Consider the following 20379-nt stretch of genomic DNA (forward strand, 5'->3'; position numbering starts at 1 on the left):
ATGTTACGAGAGCTACTTCCAACCACCTCGTTGTTGACCTCAAATTGATTATTTTCGCCGTCTCAAAATGAAGACGCGCTCTCCACTCATATTCACCCTATTCTTTTCCCTCATTTGCTTGAATGGATTTGGTCAACTCGCCAATGGGCTCGTAGGTGAATATTTGTTCAATGGAGATCTAACCGACTCTAGTCCATCCAACATTACTGGAATGGGTAACAACCTGCAATTGGTTAACGGGCACGATGGTTCACCCAATAGTGCATATCATTTTGACGGGAATCTATCTTATATAGATCTGGGCACCTCTATGCGCGGAATTCTAGATGAATTCACCGTATCCATGTACGTTCGAAGTGTGGATTCAGGGGGGTCTATGCCGCTTGGCGATAAAGCGGTGTATCAATTCAATCCTGGATTTAAAATTGGCATTTCAAGTCAGTACAATACCAATCCAACTGGACATGTATTCTTGGCAATCTATAGGTCGTTGAACACTGGAACTATGATTGCAGGGGACCAACCACCCACCGTAGTTGACGGCCTTTGGCATTGTGTAGTAGTGGTCAAAGAAAAATGGAAAGCCCGCATTTACGTGGATGGAATACTCGCCGACTCTACCCATTTTCTATTCAATCCCAGTCTAGTCAGCCCAGAACCTTGGCTGATTGGAATGACCGACACCGTTGTTGGTAGTGGAGACTACTTCTATAAGGGCGACTTAGATAATTACCGAATATGGAATCGACCACTCACTCAAGTGGAGGTAGATTCACTTTGCGCTTGTCCTTCTACTGCTATATTGGGATCCAACCAGCGAGAACAATGTAGAGCTGAAGGGAGTGTGGTCATCAAGAGTAGTTTGATGAATGGATCTTCGTATCAATGGAGTCCTACCGGAGCTACTTCTGATTCTATCGTTGTCCCCTATCCCGATTCAGGCTGGTTCGTGTTGAACGTAGTTACAACGGATGGTTGTTCAGTTGTAGATAGTACGTTTGTCCGCTGGATAGAACCTCCTTCCCTAGCACTTCCCAGCTCCTTTGTGGGATGCGCATCTTCTGGAACACCCATCACAATTAATGCGGGTATTCAAGCGGATTCTTACCAATGGTCAACGGGTGGAACTAGCGCCACTGAAAATGTCTCTTATCCCGACTCCGGCTGGGTGACTTTAGAAGCCACCTCAGACGGCTGTACCTCACGAGATTCAACCTTTATCCGGTGGACCTCAAACCCTCCCACTCCTGATTTAGGAGCAGATCGTTTGGTGTGCAGTGGAGATTATGTGTACTTAAGAGTCGACAATACTTCAGGAACAATTACTTGGAGTAACGGAAGTTCTGGATCTTCCCTTTTGGTCAACTCTTTTGGAACCTATTGGGTGAGCGTTTCTAATGATTGTGGCATGGGAACCGATACCATACACATTGCAGAAGACTCTACTTGTATCTTCCAAAACGAAGAGGATCTTGCGCCGTTCTTCATCCCCAGCTCATTCTCACCCAATGCCGATCGGATCAACGATGCTTTTCACATTGTTCCCAATAAGGCATTTGATCAGTTTGCGTTCCAAATATTCGACCGCTGGGGCAATCTCATCTTTGAAAGTTCAGATCCTAATTTCAAGTGGTACGGGAACATGCCTTCAGGAGAACCTGCCATCCAAGGTGCCTATGCCTTTGTGGTGCATTACAAAGTATCAGGCAGTGCAGAAGCAGAGATTCAAAGAGGCTGGCTTACGCTTTTGAGGTAGTGATTCTTTCAGCTCAAAATGTCAACGTGTATGTTCAATCCACTCCTCTCAGCATAAGAAACACTCTCTTCCAATAACACGCTTGACTCCATCAATTTTTAATTTACATTTGTCGTCCGCTTGGGGGTATAGCTCAGTTGGCTAGAGCACTTGCATGGCATGCAAGGGGTCGTCGGTTCGAATCCGACTATCTCCACTATCAAAAATCGCAGAAATGCGCAAAGTCCTGAAAGTCTGAGAACTTACAGGACTTTTTTGTTTTTCAGGGGAGCAGGTTTGAGCAAGTTCTTGCAAAGTTGCGGTGGCTTATTCGTAACCCCACCCTATTTTGGGGTTACGATTTTCCTACAAGCTTCCCCTTCGCAGACTTGCTCAAGGATGCAGCACTTTGCGCAGTGCTTTTTTCAATGCGCATTTTATGTTTGTTTCAAAGTGAGGACAGAATCAATTGCGAGTGTTTGTAAACGGTGCTCGCAAGTCAAAACAGTTGATCTATGTCTAATAGAAACAGTTTTCGATTACTCTACCTTCTGAACAAATCAAAAGCGAACCAAGAAGGTGCTCCCATCCTTTTGCGTATTACCATCAATGGATCTCAAGCATCCATGAATTTGGGTAGACGTATTCCCGTCAATTTATGGAACGACAAAACCCGAATGCCTAAAAACAAGGACGCATTCACGGATGACTTATCCGAATACATGGAGTCCATGCGTAACAAGGCTTACCAGTGCTACACTCAATTGAGTAAAGAATACGATGATGTTACTCCAGAAATGGTCAGAGCTTCACTTCAAGGGGTGCAATCTGGAAGTTCTAGAATGCTGATGGATGTCTGGAATGAGCATAACGATGAAATTGAAAAGCGAATTGGTCGAGGAGTATCAAAGGTACTTTGGCAGAAAAACCGCACGGCTAAAAGACACTTTGAGCGATTTCTGAAGATTGAATTCAGATGCGATGATATTCCGCTGCGGAGACTTAATGCTGCCCTTGTCCGCAAGTTCTATTCATACCTCACAGTAGACAAGAACCTCGTTCACAACTCCGCTGTAAAGATTCTTCAATTTCTAAAGAAAATTACCCGCAGGTCACTCTATGAAGGGTGGATAGCCAAAGATCCATTCATGGGCTTCTCTCTGAGCTTTGAGGAGGTAGATCGACCTTACTTGACGGAAGAGGAGCTCGAATTGATTATCAACAAAGAATTCGAAATTGATAGACTCAATTTAATCAAGGATATCTTCTTGTTTGCGTGTTATACAGGACTCGCTTATGTTGATGTACACAAGCTTCGAGGCGATGAAATTGAGCGCACGTCCGATGGGGTTTGGTGGATCAAGACCAGAAGACAAAAGACCAATCAAAAGAGTCAGATACCTCTGCTAGCTCCAGCGAAAGCCATCTTGGACAAGTATGTAAACATGACTCAATTGAAGCCCGATGAACGTTTGCTCCCGGTCTATTCCAATCAGAAGGTCAATTCATACCTGAAGGAAATTGCGGACTTCTGTGGTATCCGGAAAAAGCTGACATTCCACGTGGCCAGACACACTTTTGCCACCACGGTCACATTGCAGAATGGAGTGTCAATTGAGTCTGTAAGTCGGATGCTCGGTCATTCAAATATTAAGACGACCCAGCACTACGCTAGAGTAGTTGATAAGAAGCTTGTGGAAGACATGAGTCGGCTTGCGTCTAACGGAAAGTTCAATTTGGCGAGGTAGAGTCAATTGGCAACAGGATGCATCTCGGTTGATTCCGAGGTGCTGATTTGGCTCTCCTGACACCTCGGGGAGATATTACGAAGTGAGTTGTACTTCTCGCCGTTGCCCACTTATGCACGAATTTGCGCTTTGCTTTAATCTAAGACCTCCCTAAAATTGCTATAGTCAATTGAGCGTAACGATTGACAAGACTAGAACGAAGCAATGCCTTTCATGGCAGAAAGTGCACCGAGAGAAGTCCCGGCTCTGAGGATCAATTGACACTATCTTATCACTAGTTCATCCTCGAGTCGGACTTCCTTTATTGAATGATAATCAAAACCAAATCTTGGAATGGAAACCACATCGAAACCGTCAATTATCTCCATAATGTCCCCATCCGTCAGCGACTTCATCATGAAAGATTATGGCTCTCTCAATAGCCTCGAAGGAGGTATCCAAACAACCTTATTCGACCCATTTTTTTTGACCTCTCATTGCGGAAAAAATTTCCGAAGTCCATTTTTAGATTAGCAACGAAAACATGGGCGTTTCAGAAGGGATTCCGGTAAAAACGACAACCATACCAGTATATTCTAACTATTTAAATAAAAGATTAAAGCAAGAAGGAGCGTCTGAGCAGGGCTCATCCGCGCACTCAATTGAAATGAGAAAGAACACACCAAGAGAAGTCAAAATGAAGACAAATCGGCCTGCGCTAAATTCCTTAGCAAGGGTTATAGACAACTGCTAATGATCAAAACACTAAACAATGAGGCGATAGGCCAGAAGTCAAAGCGGAGTACAATCACTTCAAGAAACGCGAAAGCTGGCAACAGGGATACCTTAGGCCCGTCAATTGACGGCTCACACAGAAGTGCAGGTGTAAAGTTACTAGAGGGCCAAGGAGAGATTGCTTTACGATTTTGAAGAGAATTAAAATGTCCTCTCAAAGTGAGAACAATGATGAACGACCGCAACTTTTTACTTCGCAATATTGCGAAGTAACACCTCGGAATCGACAGAGATTCCGAAGTCCTATGAATATTGAGTTAACGTAAATCGATGGTATGCTATCTTTGGATAGGTACCGGGGGTTCGAGTCCCCCTCTCTCCGCCTCAGCTTCTTCCTCATCAAAATACCGGATGTCTGCATCGGTAAAAGGTTTCATGATATCTGTCATGAGTTCGTGCCACTTCTTTTGGCCAACAATGGCTACTTTTTTAAGATGCTCCTTATTTTTAAGATCAAACTTCGCATCGCGCCAAAGAGCGCTTGCTGACCAGCCTTCAAAATCCTGCATCTCAAAGTACCAGCTAATTTGTTCGTGCTGCTCAATTTTCTGCCACAGTAGTGGTAACATTTTATCGTAATCGGTATCATCAAGTTTGCCTGTAGCAACCATGTAAATTTTGTCTATATTTTCTTCTATCTGTATCATGTCGTTACTATTTAGAAAGTTTCAAAATGCGAATAGCGCCCCGCATCACAAAGGCGAACACGATTCCACCAATTAACAGGTCAGGCCATTTGCTGTTTAGAAAATAAACCATTACACCGGCCAGGATCACTCCGCCATTAACAATAATGTCGTTGGAAGTGAATATGGCGCTGGCCTGCATGTGCGCTTCATCGCTTTTGGCTTTATTGATCAACCATAGGGAAACCAAGTTGCCGATAAGGGCCAGAATTGCTATAACTATCATCCATTGAAACAGCGGTGTTTCGCTTTCGCTGAAAAATCTGCGCAAAACTTCTGAGAATCCTAAGAACGCCAATCCCATTTGAAAATAACCGCTGAATTTAGCGACTTTCTTCTTTCTGGAAACAGCACCACCAACTGCAAACAGGCTTAGTGCATAAACGATGGAATCTGCCAGCATATCCAATGAGTCGGCTATCAGGCCCATAGAGTTGGAAATCCATCCAGTAGTCAGCTCTATCACAAAGAAGCCGAAATTGATGCCCAGCACCCACCAAAGTATTTTTCGCTGTTGGGAGTCGTCAGTAGCCAACGGCAACTCAGCTTCATATTCCGTACTTTCCAAGTGGTCATTGAGCTTAAGTTCACGAATGGCCTGATGGATCTTGTCTACTTCTTCCGTGTGATATACCTCCAGTTTACGATTGGGAATATCAAATGAAAGTTGCTTTACCTCACTATAAGGCTCCAGCTTCATGCGGATCATCTGCTCCTCTGATGGGCAGTCCATTTTTGTTATTATGAATGTGCTTTTTTTCAAGTGTTTTTTTATTTACCCGTTAGTTTAGTTGGCAAAAAATAGTTGGCAAAAGCAGTTGGCAGTTTGCAAAAGGTACCGTCATTTATTTCTTGGTTTATATTTTTCGGGGTTTTCAATCATATGGTTGAGCATTCGACCTACCTCTTCTGATTTAACGACAAGTTCATTTCGCTCTCCTTCCGATATATATTGGCAGGCCAAAGCAAAATCAAGAGAAATCTGAGTTTCAGAGTTTTCCATATCTGCATCACTCATTTTACTTGAGAAGTGCTTTGGATATTGACGTTTTCTATATCCTTCGCCAATAGCCCGACACACTGATCGTGAAGATCTTCTTAATTGATCAGTCAGCGCATACTTCTCTTCGGATGGAAATTTCTTAGTAACCTCAAACACCTCCATCGCCAGCGAAAATGCTTTCTTGAAAACAGTCAAATCACGAAAACTACCTGCCATAACCACCTGCCTTTACTTTCTTTGGTCTGATAAATGTCTTGATCTCTTTCATATTGTTAGTTGTTTTATTTCTTTCCATCTTTTTAAGTTGGCAATAGGCAAATAGCAATTGGCAAAAGTTGTCGCGGTTAAGCTTCCTTGCCAACTGTTTTTTTTCTCTTTGCCAACTGCCCAGTGCCAACTTTTAAAAATTCTATTTCTTATAAGCCAACAATCTCAAAGCATTAAACACCACTACCAGAGTTGACCCTTCATGAATGAGTACCGCAACACCGATATTAGCAAAGCCGAAAACCGTGGCAGGTATTAACAATGCTACTATTCCCAAACTAACCCAGAGGTTTTGTTTGATAATAGCTTTGGCCTTCCTACTTAAACCGATTGCAAAAGGCAAGGTCTCCAGCTTATCAGCCATCAGGGCAATATCAGCTGTTTCCAGGGCTACATCACTGCCAGCTGCTCCCATGGCAATGCCTACTGTGCTATTTGCCATGGCCGGGGCATCATTCACGCCATCACCTACCATCGCTACTTTGGATTCTTTCTCCTTAAGTTCTTTAATGGCTTCAACCTTTTCTTCTGGTAACAAACTGCCCCAGGCATCTGTAAGGCCAATCTCTTTGGCTACTGCATCGGCTACTTTCTGGTTATCACCCGTTAGCATGATCATACGCTTGATACCAATCTTTTTGAGCTGCTCCAGGGTATTTTTTGCTTCCTTTCTGGGCGTATCCATCAGGGCAATAATGCCAATGTAGTGGTCATTCTGACGGATCAGCATGGTGGTATTTCCATCCGATTCCAGTGACTTCACTTTTTCTTCTATTTCCTTCTCTGGCTTATTATCATCCAGGGATTCAAACAGGTCCAGGTTGCCGATGTACACTTTATTATTTCCCAGTGAAGCTTTTATCCCTTTACCAAGCACCGCTTCCAGATCTTTCGCTTCAAGCACATCAGCACCATTTAATCGCTCTTTCCCATCCCGCACTACAGCTTTGGCCAGAGGATGGTCGCTGAGGTTTTCTACAGCTACTGCTATTTTCAACAGCTCGTCCTCGTTTACATCACCTAAAGCAATTACTTCGGTGAGCTTGGGTTTACCTTCTGTTAGCGTTCCGGTTTTATCAAATGCCAGGGCAGTGAGTACACCCAGGTCTTCCAGCGGACGACCACCTTTAATAAGCACTCCGCTTTTGGCTGCCCGGGCTACTCCACTTAGCACTGCACTTGGGGTGGCAATGGCCAAAGCACAAGGGCTGGCAGCCACCAATACGGCCATTGCTCGGTAGAAGCTTACACTAAAAGGCTCATCTATGACCAGAAAAGCGAAATTGAGCAACACGACCAGTACCAATACGGACGGGACAAAATACTTCTCAAATTTGTCGGTGAGCCGTTGTGTAGGTGATTTCTGGGTTTGAGCTTCATTCACCAATTTTACCAAACGGGAGAGCGTAGAGTCCTTTGCTACTTTAATCACTTTGATTTCCAGCGTATTGTTGCCATTTATGGTACCCGAAAATGCACGGTTCTCATCTTTGATATCATCTTCCTGTGACCAGTCTTTATCGGGATTATCCACCGGTTCTTTATCTACCGGCACACTTTCCCCGGTGATAGGCGCCTGATTCACGCTACTTGATCCGCTGACAACCACACCATCGGCTGAGATTTTGCTATTGGGCTTCACCACGATGATGTCACCGATGCTCAATTCCTCAATACCGACTTCTTCGGTCTTACCATTTCTCTTAAGCAATGCCGTTTTAGGAGCGAGCTCTGCCAAAGCAGCAATGGACTTACGAGCTTTGTTCATGGCGAAGTGTTCCAGTGCATGGCCCATGCTGAACAGGAATAACAATAAGGCGCCTTCCGCCCATTCGCTAAGAATAGCCGCTCCAATGGCTGCTACCAGCATCAGGAAATCAATTTCAAAGCCGCCTTTGGCCACTGTTTGAATGGCTTCTTTGGCTGTAAAAAAGCCTCCAAAGAAATAAGCTCCGATATAAAGTGAAAGACTTACCCATGAAGGCACAGCTTCGATATAAGTAAGCCCAAAGCCAATACCTAATAATGCTCCGCAGATAATGGAAAAGATCAACTCTGTATTTTTACCGAAAATACCGCCATGCGAATGTTTATCATCTTCACCTTCCTCATGGTCATGTCCCTTGTCAGCTTCTTTTTTTTGCTCTTCGCCTTTTTTTGTTTCTTTTACTTTATCAAGAAAACGTTCGGCACTCACCTGTGTATCGGGTATATCAAGTCCCTCTTTTCTCAGGGCTTTCAGGATTTCCGCCTCATCCACCTTGGCCGTATCATACTCTACCCGCACCATGCCGGATGCCGATACGGAGGCCTCCAAAATACCGGCTATCCCCCGAAGGTCACGCTCAATATGACGGGCGTGGCGGGTATGGCGAATGCCTTCTACTTCTATGAGTTTATGTCCGAATTTCTGAGTGATTTCCGCCCCGGTTTGCTCTGCCAGCGACTGGATACGGTCTATAGAGATCAACTCCGGGTCGTAGTGAAAACAAAGTTGAGGTATGCCATTGTCTGTTTCGTCTGCTACATGCACTTTTTCAAGGCCTTCTTTATCTTCAAGACGTTGAATGAGTTTTTGCACACATCGATCCTTATCGTCCGGTACTTCGGGCAGTATAAGGGGTATTTTTATTTGTAGTTTTTTCATGATTGAATTTGTATAGTCTGTTTAGAAATTCTTGCATTTTAATCTCTATAATTCAATTAAATGTTGAATATACCGGAGTATTTCCATGGATTGGTATAGTGGGACATTGAAAACATCGGGATTATTCATTTTCAGAATGATTATAACTTTCAGTCTCCTTATAGTTATTCTGCTTCGTGCCGATTACCAAAGTAATGACACCACCTATAGCAGCAATCAGAGAAGCCATTAAAATACTGATTTTGGATACCTTGATAATCTCAGGATTGTCAAATGCCAGGTTGGTAATAAACAGTGACATAGTGAACCCTATACCGGCTATCATGCCCATACCAATAATATGCCGCCATTTCAATGAAGGATGCAGTTCTGCAATACCTATTTTCTGACCTATAAATGCAAACAATCCAATACCGGCAACTTTACCCACGGCAAGCCCTAATAAAATACCAAGTCCAAGAGAGCCCGAAACCACTTCCATAAACCCGACATCCAGTTTTACACCTGCATTGGCAATGGCAAAAATTGGGATAATGAAAAAGGCATTAAAATCAATTAATCTGTTTTCTAACCGGAGCAACGGTGGTCTGGCGTTTTCCGTGTCTTTTTTAATGGTTTTCAGTATTTGTCCTTGACGCTTATCCTGCATGGGGTCAAGGTTTTCAATATCTGTTTCTTCTAATTCTTTGATATTATGAGCGGTACGCTCCTTTAATACCTTACTGTCCAATTTGGGTTTTATAGGTATGGTAACCGCGAAAAGCACCCCTGCTATGGTCGGGTGAATGCCTGAATTCAGGAAGCAATACCATAAAGCGACTCCTCCCACAATGTACCAGAAGAGGTTTTTTACCCCAAAACGGTTTAACAGTAACAATAGGATGAATACACCTCCACCAGCGCTTAAGTACAGCCCACTAAGCTCATTGCTGTAAAAGAGTGCAATAACGAGTATTGCCCCCAAATCATCCGCTATGGCCAGCGCCACCAGAAAGATTTTAAGCTGTGCCGGCACCCGCTTCCCCAACAGGCCAATGATGCCCAAAGAATAGGCTATATCGGTAGCCATAGGGATTCCCCAGCCATTGATATTTTCGGTACCGTAGTTAAAACTTACGAAAATCAGTGCGGGTAAAACCATTCCTCCGATTGCTCCCATGAGCGGCATAGAAGCTTTTTTGAAGGACGACAATTCGCCCACCATTATTTCCCGCTTCAGTTCCATGCCGGCCACCAGAAAGAATATGGCCATCAGCCCGTCATTGATCCATTCCTTGATGGTCAGACCAAAAGAAAAATGTTCGGATAGTTCAAAGAGAAATTCATCTTTAAGATAGTGGTGGTAAGCATCTGCCCAAGGGGAATTGCCCAGCACCAGGGCAATAATGGTTGCGCCAATCAGAAGCAATCCTCCGGTGGTCTCCCTGTCCAGAAACTTACGGGCAGTCTCTCTGATATATGCTAATTGGGAGTTACTATTTTCTACTGACTGATCCATTCTTTTGCCTTTTTCTTCTCCTGAAGGTGAAAAAATCTGACTTCTGAATCCGTAAAAAAATCAGTGGCTTTGGCCGCCCACTCCTGCCATTTTTTATCTCCAACAAATGCCATTTTTCCATAATCTGATAGATGTGTGGTATCTACTTTTAAATCTTCCCATAAACCTTCCAACTCGTAGCCGTCAAAGTCTTCCAGTTCAAAGTAGAAATCTACCTTTTGGCCTTTTTCAATAGTGTTGTGGATGAGCGGGTGGAATCTTTCCACGTCTTTTTTGGAGATTTTACCGCTGATTTTAGCGGCAATCAAGTTTTCCTCTTTTGTTTCCATTATCTGCATCATCTTACTAATTGTTCATGGGTTTCTAAGTCTGTTTATGTTCAAATCATTGTTGTTTGCAGCATGTCCCTCCTCCACATACCGGTGTTTCATTTCAACTGGACGCATTAACATCTTAAAATCGCTTTAGACCTGTTTTCGGATCGACTCACCCGTTTTTATCCGAAACGCATCCTCAATTTCCGAAACGTATATAATCCCATCTCCCGGCTCAGGTGTTTTGGCCTTGCCAATTATCAACTGTACCGCTTTATCCATTTCTTCATTCTGGCAGACCAGCTCCAGCTTTACCACCGGGCTATCGGTAACATGAAAATCAAGAGAGGGTGAGGCGCCCTTTGCTTTGTGGGCTCCTGTACCCTCTGCCTGTGAGATAGTCATGCTTTGAAAACCAGCCTCGCTCAAGGCTTCAATGACTACCTGTGCCCGCTTGGGCTTGATAAATGCTTTTATTTCTTTCATAATTCCTTTATTTTTATTGATTGTAGCGCATTGGCAAAAAACCGGTATTGGCCTGCTGCCAATGCGCTGCTAAATTCATTTCAAGAGGCTTTCTCAATGGTCGTGGCCTTCATGGTTTTCTTCTGACTCCCCATGCTCCTCGCTATTTTCGTGCTGGTGTGTGCCTTCCTGTTGCTTCGAGTTACAGCCGGTAGCCATAAAGCCTCCGGCTATTATGAAAGAAGCAATCCACAGTTTTAAAAAACTCGTCTTCATAATGGTATGTATTTAATTTTAAGATAATTAATGACTATGCGATGTCTGGCTTTTCTTCATCTCTGAGATCAGGTAATAGGCATTGTTCCAGGCTACTTTAGCTCCTTTGGGCAGTGGTTCCAACAGGTTTATTTCCACCCAACCCTCATCGGCAATACCGGTTCGTATTTCCACCGGTTTAAAGGCCCATTCCGTCTCACCGTCTTCATTGTGCTGTTCGGCAATGAAGATATAGGGTTTGCCTTCTTCCTCGATAATAGCACTTTCCGGCAGGGCTTTTACAGCTTCACTTTCTGTGTGGATTTTACCGTTGATGTACATCCCTGGGATCAGGAATTCTTTCTTTTGCTCAATTTCTGCGTGGACGTGAACCGCCTTTGGGTTTTGTTCAAATTGTTTACCCACCGAATAAATTTTGGCAGTAAGGCGGGAACCGGGCACGGACTCCACAGTAAAAGAAACTTTCTGCCCTTCTTTCACTTTGTACACATCTTTTTCGAATACCATTAGGTCAGCATGAATATGTTTGGTATTGACAATTGTGAACATTCCCGTTTGCGGCTGAATGTACTGACCTACCTGAATCAGAACGTTCTCGATATAACCATCTATGGGGCTTACCACAGGCACCTGCTCATATACATCGCCATTCCTGATTTTCTCTACATTCAGGTTCAACTGGCGCAGTTGGGCTTCGTAGCCCTTTACTTCTCCTTTCATGGATTGATAGTCAGACTTGGTCTCCTGAAAGGTTTTGCCTGAACCTACCTCTTCCTCGTACAGCTTCTTTTGCCGGTTGTATTCCTGCTCCAGGTATTCGCTGCGGTTGTAGGCCGTGATGTATTTGGTTTGAATTTCAATAAGGTCAGGATGAGACAGGTATGCCAGCACCTGGCCTTTGTTGACTTTGTCCCCTTCGATCACCTTGATGGAGGTAATGTTACCTCCAACTATCGCTGTAACTGTGGCCTCGTGCTGGGGTGGCACTTCCAACTGGCCATTGGCTTCTACCACGCCCGATATGGGGCGAGTGGGCATAGTGTCCACTTTCATTCCCAGGCTCTTAAATTTCAGGTTGGACAAATGAACTTCGCCCATTCCTTCTTCACCGTGGCCTTCGTACGGTTCGTGTTGCTCACCTTCCTCGTGATTGTGCCCATCACCATTTCCTTCGTTGCCACAGGCCGAAACAAAACCTGCTATAAATAGCAGTACAAATAATTTTATGATCTGATTTTTCATGTCTTTTATTTTTATCCGTTGCCGGTTTTAGTTTGTTGTTTGTAAATAGTATTCGAGTTCATAGCGGCTGTCCAGGTAATTGCCCAAAGCATTCCATGAATCCACTTCTATGCGGATAGCGTCCCTTATGTTTTGCAAAAAACTTACATAGTCTATTGCGCCTTCTCGGTAAGCCGTTATCGAACCTTGTCTTTGCTCGCGTGCCAGCGGCAATGCCTGGTCACGATAGTAAATCCATGAGTTACGCCATTTCAGGTATTCTTCCCGCATGGATTGGTACTCGGCATTGAGTTGAAGCTGGTTCTGCCTGAGATTTTCCGTGGCAATTTCGCGCTGGATTTTAGCCTCTTGCGTACGGCCCAGCTCGGGCCCAAAAAACAAGGGGATTTGTATGCCTATTTGGTAGGTGTAAAACCCGGTTTGCCCCCCAACTTCTTGCCAGCCATACTGTCCTTGTAACTTGGGCAAAAACTCCGATCTTCTTTCCTTTATTCGAGCATCGGCCACTTTTATTTGCTGTTGATACACATTAAGCAAAGGGTGAGTACTTAGGGAATCCAAGTCATAATTAAGGATCCCGGTCAATTGCTCACTGGGCACATCCGGTACTGTATAAAGGGTATCGCTGACCAGCCATAAGTTGAGCCGCTGCAAAGCGCCCAGGTAATCGCGATAGGCCTGTTCCTTTTGGATGCGCACTTCATTGGCCTGGTTTTTAGTGGCCAAATAGGCCAGTTTAGAAGTTTCTTCTACTTCCAACCTCACATCTGCCGCTCGTTCTATATCGGTAAAGAGCGAATCCAAACGGTTGTACACCTGGTAGGTGTTTTTAGCGGTGTAAACCTGGCCCCAGGCCAACTTCACTTCTCGTTTAAGCTCTGTTAATGACAGGTCGAGAGCGCTTTCGGCAAGGGCGACCCGTTCCTTTTGCAAGCGCAGTCGTGGAGCAATTCCAAAAACATCAATATTTTGTTGTTGAACCCCTATCCGCGTATAAACTCCATCAGTATTGCTGCTTGCTTCTTCCGCTCCCGTGAAAATTTGGGTGTTCCCAAAATCCCATGCGGTTTTCTTCAAGGCTTCCTCACTTTCTATTTGCAGCCTTTTGGCCTTCACTTGCGGGAAATACTCAACAGCCCGATTTTGGGCACCTTCAAGGGAAATGCTTTGCAAGGTATCCGGGTTTATTCCCTGTGCGTGTGCAGATTGGGAAAAGCCAAGAAAACTACCTAAACCAATGAGTAGAACGATGGTGTTCAGAGCTGTTTTATGCCCCTGGTTTCCGATTTTCTTTTCCCTGCGTTTCTCAACGAAGGTATAGAGTACAGGCAGTACAACCAGCGTAAGAAGTGTAGCCGACAGCATTCCACCAATTACTACGGTGGCCAAAGGCCGTTGCACTTCCGCTCCGGCAGATGCCGAGAAAGCCATAGGCAGGAAACCGAATATATCCGTGGTTGCAGTAAGCATGATGGGGCGAATCCTTTCTTTGGTACCGGTCAAAATTCGATCCTTTAAGCTGGTCACCCCTTCTTCTTTGAGGGAATTGAAGCGGTTGATCAGAACCAAACCATTCAATACAGCTACACCAAACAGCACGATAAATCCAACACCGGCTGAAATACTAAATGGCATATCTCTCATCCACAAGGCAAAAACGCCCCCTATGGCTGCCAGGGGAATGGCCATGTAGATCATAATGGATTGCGAAAATGACTTTAGTGCAAAATAGAGCAGCACGAAAATCAAAAAGAGTGCAATGGGCACTACAATAGTGAGCCGTTTTTTGGCACTCTGTAAATTCTCAAATTCGCCACCATACGTAATATAATAGCCAGATGGTAAATCCAATTGATCATCCAATTTAGCCTGTATGTCATTTACTACCGACTCCACATCCCTGCCTCGCACGTTTACACCTACGTAAGTCCTACGGTAGGTATTGTCGCGGCTAATCTGCATCGGGCCTGGTTGGTAACTTATGTCAGCTATTTCTTTGATGGGAATTTGTGTTCCGTTCTCAAGGTCGATATACAGGGTGCGCAGATCGTCTATACCTTGGCGGTGGGCCTCATCAAAACGGATGACCAGATCAAAGCGTTTTTCGCCTTCAAAAATCACCCCTGCCTTTCCACCTGCAAAAGCAGAACTGATGTAGGCGTTCACCTTTTCAATGTCCAACCCGTATTGTGCCATTTTCTTGCGGTTATAGCGCACGGTCATTTGAGGCAAACCCGAAGTTCGTTCGGCATTCACATCACCTGCACCCGGCACGGTCTCAATAATATCGGCCATTTCCTGAACTTTGGTAGCCAATACATCCAGGTCTTCACCATAGAGCTTGACAGCAATGTCTTCGCGCACTCCCTCCAAAAGTTCATTGAATCGAAGTTCCACAGGTTGTGTGAACACAAGGTTGACACCAGTCAACCGCTCTTCAAGCAGTTCCTTGATTTCGTCAATAAGCCCTTCCTTCGTTTCTGCCGTAGTCCACTTATCCCGGTCTTTTTCCAGAATGAGGTACATATCGGCAATATCCATTGGCATAGGGTCGGTAGGAATGTCGGCCACACCTATGCGAGCTGTTACGGTTTTGATTTCCGGGAAATTCTCCAGTAAGAGGTTTTCAATTTTATAGGATAATTCTGTAGATTCACTGAGCGAACTTCCTGGCCTTATCAATGCCTGCATGGCGATATCACCTTCATCCAGTTGGGGCACAAATTCTCCTCCCATTCGGGAAAAGGTATAGCCTGCTATGCCGAGCAGAACAACAGCAACGATAATTACCATTGTTTTAAACCGGAGTGCACTTTTGAGTAAGGGCAGATAGGCCCAATGAATGCCACCAATGACTTTATCACTGATTTTTTCCAGCCAGCGTTCAAATCGCCCAAACCAGTTCTTTCTGTTTTGGATGGGTTTCATGAAAAGGGCAGACATCATGGGAACGTAAGTGAGGCACAAGACTATAGCACCTATCATGGCAAATCCAAAGGTATAGGCCATGGGCTGGAACATTTTACCTTCCACACCTGTGAGGAAAAGAATAGGGGCAAATACAATCAGGATGATAATCTGTCCGAAAAAGGCTGAACCCATCATTGTGCTGCCGGACTCATAAGCTACCTCATCCATTACACTCTGGTTGAACTTGATTTTCCCTGACCGAATACGTTTCTGGATTTCGTAAACTGTTCCTTCAATGATAATCACTGCCCCATCAATGATAATCCCGAAGTCAATAGCGCCCAGGCTCATCAGGTTGGCCCAAACGTTAAACTGCTTCATCAAAATGAAGGCAAAGAGCAGAGAAAGCGGAATGGTAGTGGCCGTAATGAGACCCCCGCGCAAACTTCCCAGGAGGATTACCAAGGCGAAGATTACGATCAGTGCGCCTTCAATCAGGTTGTTCTTTACCGTATCAGTGGTTCTCCCTATAAGTGCGCTACGGTCGATAAAAGCATCAATCGTGAGCCCTTCGGGAAGCGATTTTTCTACTTCCTCCATGCGCTCTTTCACGTTTTGGATAACGGCATTAGGGTTGGATCCTCTCAGCATCATTATTATGCCTCCTACGGCTTCTTTACCATCACGGGTGAAAGCCCCGTAGCGCACCTGGTGGCCAAAATGAACTTTCTCGGCCACGTCATCAATGGTGATGGGAATACCATTTTCGTTTCGGATTACAATACTCCGTATGTCGTCCAGAGAGCGCACCAGTCCTTCCCCGCGAATGAAATTGGACATCCGGTTTTTTTCGATGTAAGCACCGCCAGTATTTACGTTATTTCGGGCAAGGGCACCGTAAACCTCTGAAATGCTCACATCCATGGCGTTGAGCTTTTCAGGATTAATAGCCACTTCGTATTGTTTGATGTAACCACCAAATGAGTTGACCTCCACCACACCATCAAGCAAGGTGAGTTGTCTTTTTACGATCCAATCCTGAATGGTTCGCAGTTCCATCGGGCTGTAGACTGTGTCATAACCCGGTTTCGGTTGGATGGTATATTCATAGATCTGGCCCAAGCCTGTAGAAATAGGGCCCATAGTTGGGTCGCCAAACTTTTCAGGGATGGTCTCCTGTAATTCATTCAGTTTTTCCTGTACCAATTGGCGGGGCAGGTAGGTGCCCATATCGTCTTCAAAAACGATGGTGACGACCGACAGGCCAAACCTTGAAACGGAACGGATTTCTTCCACTCCGGGAAGATTTCCCATGGCCAACTCCACAGGATAAGTGACAAACTGCTCGATATCTTCGGTAGCCAGGTTTTCTGATACGGTCATTACCTGTACTTGGTTGTTGGTGATATCCGGCACCGAACCGAGGTTAACCGTGGACATGGAGTAGATACCTACTCCTATGAGGGCCAGCGTGAGCAGGCCCACAATAAATTTATTCCTTATGGAAAAGGAAATGATTTTGTCTATCATAATGCTTTGATGTTATTTTAAATGGACAGTGAAGTAATGATGTATCCGTTCGATAGTGGCTAAGAGCAGGATTATACAAGCAATGGCAATTAAGAACCACTTTAGCACTTTTTGCCAGGTAACTTTCTCGCTGCCTTTTTTCTTTTTACTCAACTGCCCTTTTCTTGAATTAAAAATTCTTGCTACAGATAATGCCGTTTTCCGGCCTGATACAAAAAAGGCTTATGAAATCAGGATTATTGAAATAGCTGCTCTATCAGCTCCTCTGAGGAGATGAAAAGGCATAACTATCCTGAAATTGCCCGGGTTTAGGCCCTTGGAGGAATAAAAAGCTCGAAGAGGTCGAGGCTTTTGAAATTTTGATGATAAAAAGGGTAATGCGATGGATTGCCAAGTGGATTGGCTTCGCTCATTGCATTGGGGAAGATAACATGGATATGGCAACAATGGCAGGAGCATATTGGATTACATAAGTCATTGGAAGATGACCCGTTATCGTGCCCGGAATGGGAATCACTGCTCATCACAACCTGCTGATTTTCAGTAGAGGAATTATTGCTAAGATCATCCGCGCAGGTTATGAACGAAAGACCCAGAAAATAAACTGCCAATATGTAGCATAGCCATTTCACAGTCGGCAAAAATAAGGAAAGGTCTTGAGATTTCAAAAAGTAGCTGCTGGAGGCCCGAAAGTCTCAGAATGAGGTTTCTTCAACTTTTAGAGACGCTTTTATTTCTTCGCGAATATCCTTTCTCAAGTGATACCAAAATCCTTTCTTGACCGGGTTGCCTAAGGTGGCTAAGCGTTTGTGACAATAGGAAGCCTCTGTATCGGACAATTCCAACCTTCTTTCAATGAGGTATTCCCGGTATTTGTAAACGGCTGAGATCAACTTATGATCCTTGCTCTTGGCAAAGCTGATAAAGCTTTCAAAAATAAGGAGCCGCGGAGAGGGAGGGACTCGAACTCTCGGAGGTTTTTCTTTAAATATACTTAAATAATATTACGAACCCAGTGTTTCTGGCACCTCGGAATCTCTGTCGATTCCGAGGTGTTACTTCGCAATATTGCGAAGTAACATATTTGAATATTCTCCTTCTTCTTGGACAATTAGTCTTCCGATTTGCATTCGCACTTGGTGCATGAGCATGTTTGGTTAGTTGCTAGTCTCTTTTTGATGCTTTCTGCAAGTGTTTCTTTCAGATCCATCCAATTATTATTGCCCTGGAGGACTTCTGCAGGCGTGTATATACCATGCTCACTATGCGGTCGATTGTTGTAATCGTTTATGATCGACCCCAAAACATGCTCTAACTCTTCGTGATTCTCAGCTTGGAATATCTTGTCAAACTCCCCTTTTATAGTTTTGAACACTCGCTCTATCATTGAGTTGGTGTGATGGATGTCCTTCATCGCAATCAGGTGTTTGATATGCTTCTCCTCCTTTGCTAAGTACTCCTTCATCTCAATACTTCGGTTTTCGGGGCCACCGTCAGTAACGTATTTTGAGTTTGCAGGCGAATGTGTACGTACAGCATTTTTCAGAACCTCAAGAGAATATTCTGCCTTGATTTTACGCTTTACGGCATAGCTCAATATGGCTCGGGAGTAATTATCGATGATGACGTAGATGTAGCTCTTGCAACCGTCTAAGGTCTTCACCTGGGTGATGTCTGCATGCCATATTTGATGTAGTTTTTTCGCTCTGAATTTCGACTTTTTGGGCTTCCTTCTTTTTCGTTTAGGCTCACTCAATCCCAATACATGAACATACTTGTAAAATGTCGATTTGGATATAGCAAGTTGTTTTTCTCTTACCGCTATAGCCCAGCTCGCGCCTATATTCCACTTGACCTCCTTAACTGCCCTTTTAATACTCCGCGCTTCAGCTAATGTGATCTGCTGTGACGATTGTTTTGCACATTGATTCAATGGGCTAGAATCACAATGATAAAGTGAAATGGCTTGCCAGTAGTTGAAGGTCGCAGCGGAAACGCCCAAAATTTCAATAAGGCTTTTCTTAGTTATGTGTTCATGGTTTTGAAAAACCCAACCTACGACGCTCTCCCGATTGTCCTTAAGAATATCCTGAAAAGCATTATCTCCTCCCAGTGCTTCTTGCATTAGGTCAACGAAAGACCGCAACGCCTTTTCAAATGCAGCATCTATTTGCATGCGCTCATCCAGTTTAGAATAAATGTGCTGCATAAGTGCGTTACTCTTAGGGTCTTCATGACCCAGAATCTCCAGCGGATTCAATTGACGCCATCTGTTAGATGTGGAGTAGGGTATGGTTTTGCGAATATCTTCTTCTAGCAATTCTTTTTCTGCTCCCAATGCATAGGCAAGTTTGTACTCGTTGGGATACCTAGAGTTTCCATGTGCCATCTTCTTTGATTTAGTTTTTAACCTATTAGAAGATAGCCCATCTGTAAATTGATTCTCAGTTTATATAAAAGGCATTACTTTTGACATGGTGTGAATCCGAGCAATTCTGAGAAGCCAAGTCCTCTACTTCTCCGATAGCTTATTCGTAACCCTTCTGAGAAGCACCAAGTCTTTTCAACTGACTTTCAGAACGATATGCGAGATAGTTCAAGACCGACTATCTCCACAAAAAGAAGGCAATCCGAAAGGGTTGCCTTTTTCGTTTTGATACGCTCCGGCTAGAGCATCCCGATAGCAACGTGAGGAGAGTGAACTAGCTTTCGAAATGCTTCTAAAACTGTCTTCCTACTCCTTCACCTCCACCGGCTCCAAGGCCATTCTTAGCGATATAAAGGCAAGCAATAGAGTTGCTATGGCAAAGAACTTCTCAAAGCTAGATTCCGCTAGTAAGTTTCCTAGAGTATTTAGAGCAAAGATGACGGTGAGCACCCAGAGTAACACTCTGCTTACTTTCATGAGTTTGGGAAGACGAAGAATTTTGGTGCGAATAAGAACAACAAGCAAACAAATGGTCATGATGATGAGCGATATGAACTCAAAAACAAGTAACTCTTCTGCTGTTTTCATTTTGCCTCCCCATAGATATTCAACTGGAGCAAAATCAAACAACACTATTCCTAATATGATGCTCAAATGAAACACCTCTAACAAGCTAAAGAGTAGAAGGGCTAATTGAGATGCACGTTGAAAGGATAGAATGGTTTTCATGGGAGGGGATTCAAACGTTTAAGGGGTTTTGGGGGTTTTAGGGGTTTTAGGAGTCTCAGATGTTTTGAGAGTTGGACATTGAAACCAATGCAAAAATAAAGAAGCTGGATTAATACGTACTGAGACT

At 44.1% G+C, this 20379-nt stretch carries 14 protein-coding genes and 1 tRNA gene; 3 read left to right on the top strand and 12 right to left on the bottom strand.

All coding sequences use genetic code 11. The features are described 5' to 3' along the window. The first annotated feature begins 67 nt into the window (after positions 1–67). The 3 genes from F8C82_RS11235 (at position 68) to F8C82_RS11245 (ending at position 3483) form a co-directional block, all read left to right on the top strand. Positions 68–1756 (top strand): LamG-like jellyroll fold domain-containing protein, encoded by a 1689-nt coding sequence (locus F8C82_RS11235; protein WP_151693684.1) that lies wholly within the window; start codon positions 68–70, stop codon positions 1754–1756. A gap of 122 nt (positions 1757–1878) precedes the next feature. Further along, a tRNA-Ala gene (locus F8C82_RS11240) sits at positions 1879–1952 on the top strand. Positions 1953–2250: 298 nt separating this feature from the next. After that, a complete protein-coding gene (locus F8C82_RS11245; protein WP_151693685.1) occupies positions 2251–3483 on the top strand; it encodes a site-specific integrase in 1233 nt (410 codons plus the stop codon). A 1052-nt stretch (positions 3484–4535) separates the two neighbouring features. Here the strand turns inward: F8C82_RS11245 and F8C82_RS11250 are convergent. The 12 genes from F8C82_RS11250 to F8C82_RS11300 all read right to left on the bottom strand — a co-directional run bounded on the left by F8C82_RS11250 (position 4536) and on the right by F8C82_RS11300 (position 20252). Further along, a complete protein-coding gene (locus F8C82_RS11250; protein ID WP_151693686.1) occupies positions 4536–4904 on the bottom strand; it encodes a SpoIIAA family protein in 369 nt (122 codons plus the stop codon). Between the two features lie 7 nt (positions 4905–4911). Beyond that, positions 4912–5706 (bottom strand): cation diffusion facilitator family transporter, encoded by a 795-nt coding sequence (locus F8C82_RS11255; protein ID WP_188477385.1) that lies wholly within the window; start codon positions 5704–5706, stop codon positions 4912–4914. A gap of 78 nt (positions 5707–5784) precedes the next feature. Then, the gene (locus F8C82_RS11260) at positions 5785–6162 is read right to left on the bottom strand and encodes a four helix bundle protein (RefSeq protein ID WP_151693687.1); all 378 of its coding nucleotides are present in this window, start codon (positions 6160–6162) and stop codon (positions 5785–5787) included. Positions 6163–6355: 193 nt separating this feature from the next. Next, entirely contained in the window at positions 6356–8860 is a 2505-nt protein-coding gene (locus F8C82_RS11265; RefSeq protein WP_151693688.1) for a heavy metal translocating P-type ATPase, read from the bottom strand. A gap of 121 nt (positions 8861–8981) precedes the next feature. Then, positions 8982–10358 carry a Na+/H+ antiporter NhaA gene (nhaA, locus tag F8C82_RS11270; RefSeq protein WP_151693689.1) on the bottom strand — a complete coding sequence of 459 codons (1377 nt, stop codon included), beginning with the start codon at positions 10356–10358 and terminating at the stop codon, positions 8982–8984. Then, positions 10343–10699, bottom strand: coding sequence for a SpoIIAA family protein (locus F8C82_RS11275; protein WP_151693690.1), 357 nt, complete (start codon positions 10697–10699; stop codon positions 10343–10345). The genes nhaA and F8C82_RS11275 overlap by 16 nt, the downstream gene beginning before the upstream one ends. Positions 10700–10822: 123 nt before the next feature. Next, positions 10823–11158, bottom strand: coding sequence for a P-II family nitrogen regulator (locus F8C82_RS11280; protein ID WP_010528133.1), 336 nt, complete (start codon positions 11156–11158; stop codon positions 10823–10825). A 282-nt stretch (positions 11159–11440) separates the two neighbouring features. After that, positions 11441–12655, bottom strand: coding sequence for an efflux RND transporter periplasmic adaptor subunit (locus tag F8C82_RS11285; RefSeq protein WP_151693691.1), 1215 nt, complete (start codon positions 12653–12655; stop codon positions 11441–11443). Positions 12656–12682: 27 nt separating this feature from the next. Beyond that, complete coding sequence (locus F8C82_RS11290; RefSeq protein ID WP_151693692.1) at positions 12683–17095, bottom strand: CusA/CzcA family heavy metal efflux RND transporter; 4413 nt, start codon at positions 17093–17095, stop codon at positions 12683–12685. A gap of 308 nt (positions 17096–17403) precedes the next feature. Next, positions 17404–17727, bottom strand: a complete 324-nt coding sequence (locus tag F8C82_RS15005; protein WP_394349547.1) for a DUF6660 family protein — start codon at positions 17725–17727, stop codon at positions 17404–17406. Positions 17728–18206: 479 nt separating this feature from the next. Then, positions 18207–19433, bottom strand: coding sequence for a DDE-type integrase/transposase/recombinase (locus F8C82_RS11295; RefSeq protein ID WP_170266240.1), 1227 nt, complete (start codon positions 19431–19433; stop codon positions 18207–18209). 396 nt (positions 19434–19829) lie between these two features. Continuing rightward, the gene (locus F8C82_RS11300) at positions 19830–20252 is read right to left on the bottom strand and encodes a hypothetical protein (protein WP_151693694.1); all 423 of its coding nucleotides are present in this window, start codon (positions 20250–20252) and stop codon (positions 19830–19832) included. Between the last annotated feature and the right edge of the window lie 127 nt (positions 20253–20379).

Origin of the sequence: Phaeocystidibacter marisrubri, assembly GCF_008933165.1 — a bacterium.
Classification (GTDB): Bacteria; Bacteroidota; Bacteroidia; order Flavobacteriales; family Schleiferiaceae; genus Phaeocystidibacter; species Phaeocystidibacter marisrubri.

Excerpts from the sequence above, each read along its gene's own strand:
- F8C82_RS11280 (WP_010528133.1), bottom strand. The coding sequence starts at position 11,158 with ATGAAAGAAATAAAAGCATTTATCAAGCCCAAGCGGGCACAGGTAGTC.
- F8C82_RS11290 (WP_151693692.1), bottom strand. The coding sequence starts at position 17,095 with ATGATAGACAAAATCATTTCCTTTTCCATAAGGAATAAATTTATTGTG.
- nhaA (WP_151693689.1), bottom strand. The coding sequence starts at position 10,358 with ATGGATCAGTCAGTAGAAAATAGTAACTCCCAATTAGCATATATCAGA.
- F8C82_RS11245 (WP_151693685.1), top strand. The coding sequence starts at position 2,251 with ATGTCTAATAGAAACAGTTTTCGATTACTCTACCTTCTGAACAAATCA.
- F8C82_RS11300 (WP_151693694.1), bottom strand. The coding sequence starts at position 20,252 with ATGAAAACCATTCTATCCTTTCAACGTGCATCTCAATTAGCCCTTCTA.
- F8C82_RS11275 (WP_151693690.1), bottom strand. The coding sequence starts at position 10,699 with ATGATGCAGATAATGGAAACAAAAGAGGAAAACTTGATTGCCGCTAAA.
- F8C82_RS11235 (WP_151693684.1), top strand. The coding sequence starts at position 68 with ATGAAGACGCGCTCTCCACTCATATTCACCCTATTCTTTTCCCTCATT.
- F8C82_RS11250 (WP_151693686.1), bottom strand. The coding sequence starts at position 4,904 with ATGATACAGATAGAAGAAAATATAGACAAAATTTACATGGTTGCTACA.
- F8C82_RS11260 (WP_151693687.1), bottom strand. The coding sequence starts at position 6,162 with ATGGCAGGTAGTTTTCGTGATTTGACTGTTTTCAAGAAAGCATTTTCG.
- F8C82_RS11285 (WP_151693691.1), bottom strand. The coding sequence starts at position 12,655 with ATGAAAAATCAGATCATAAAATTATTTGTACTGCTATTTATAGCAGGT.
- F8C82_RS11265 (WP_151693688.1), bottom strand. The coding sequence starts at position 8,860 with ATGAAAAAACTACAAATAAAAATACCCCTTATACTGCCCGAAGTACCG.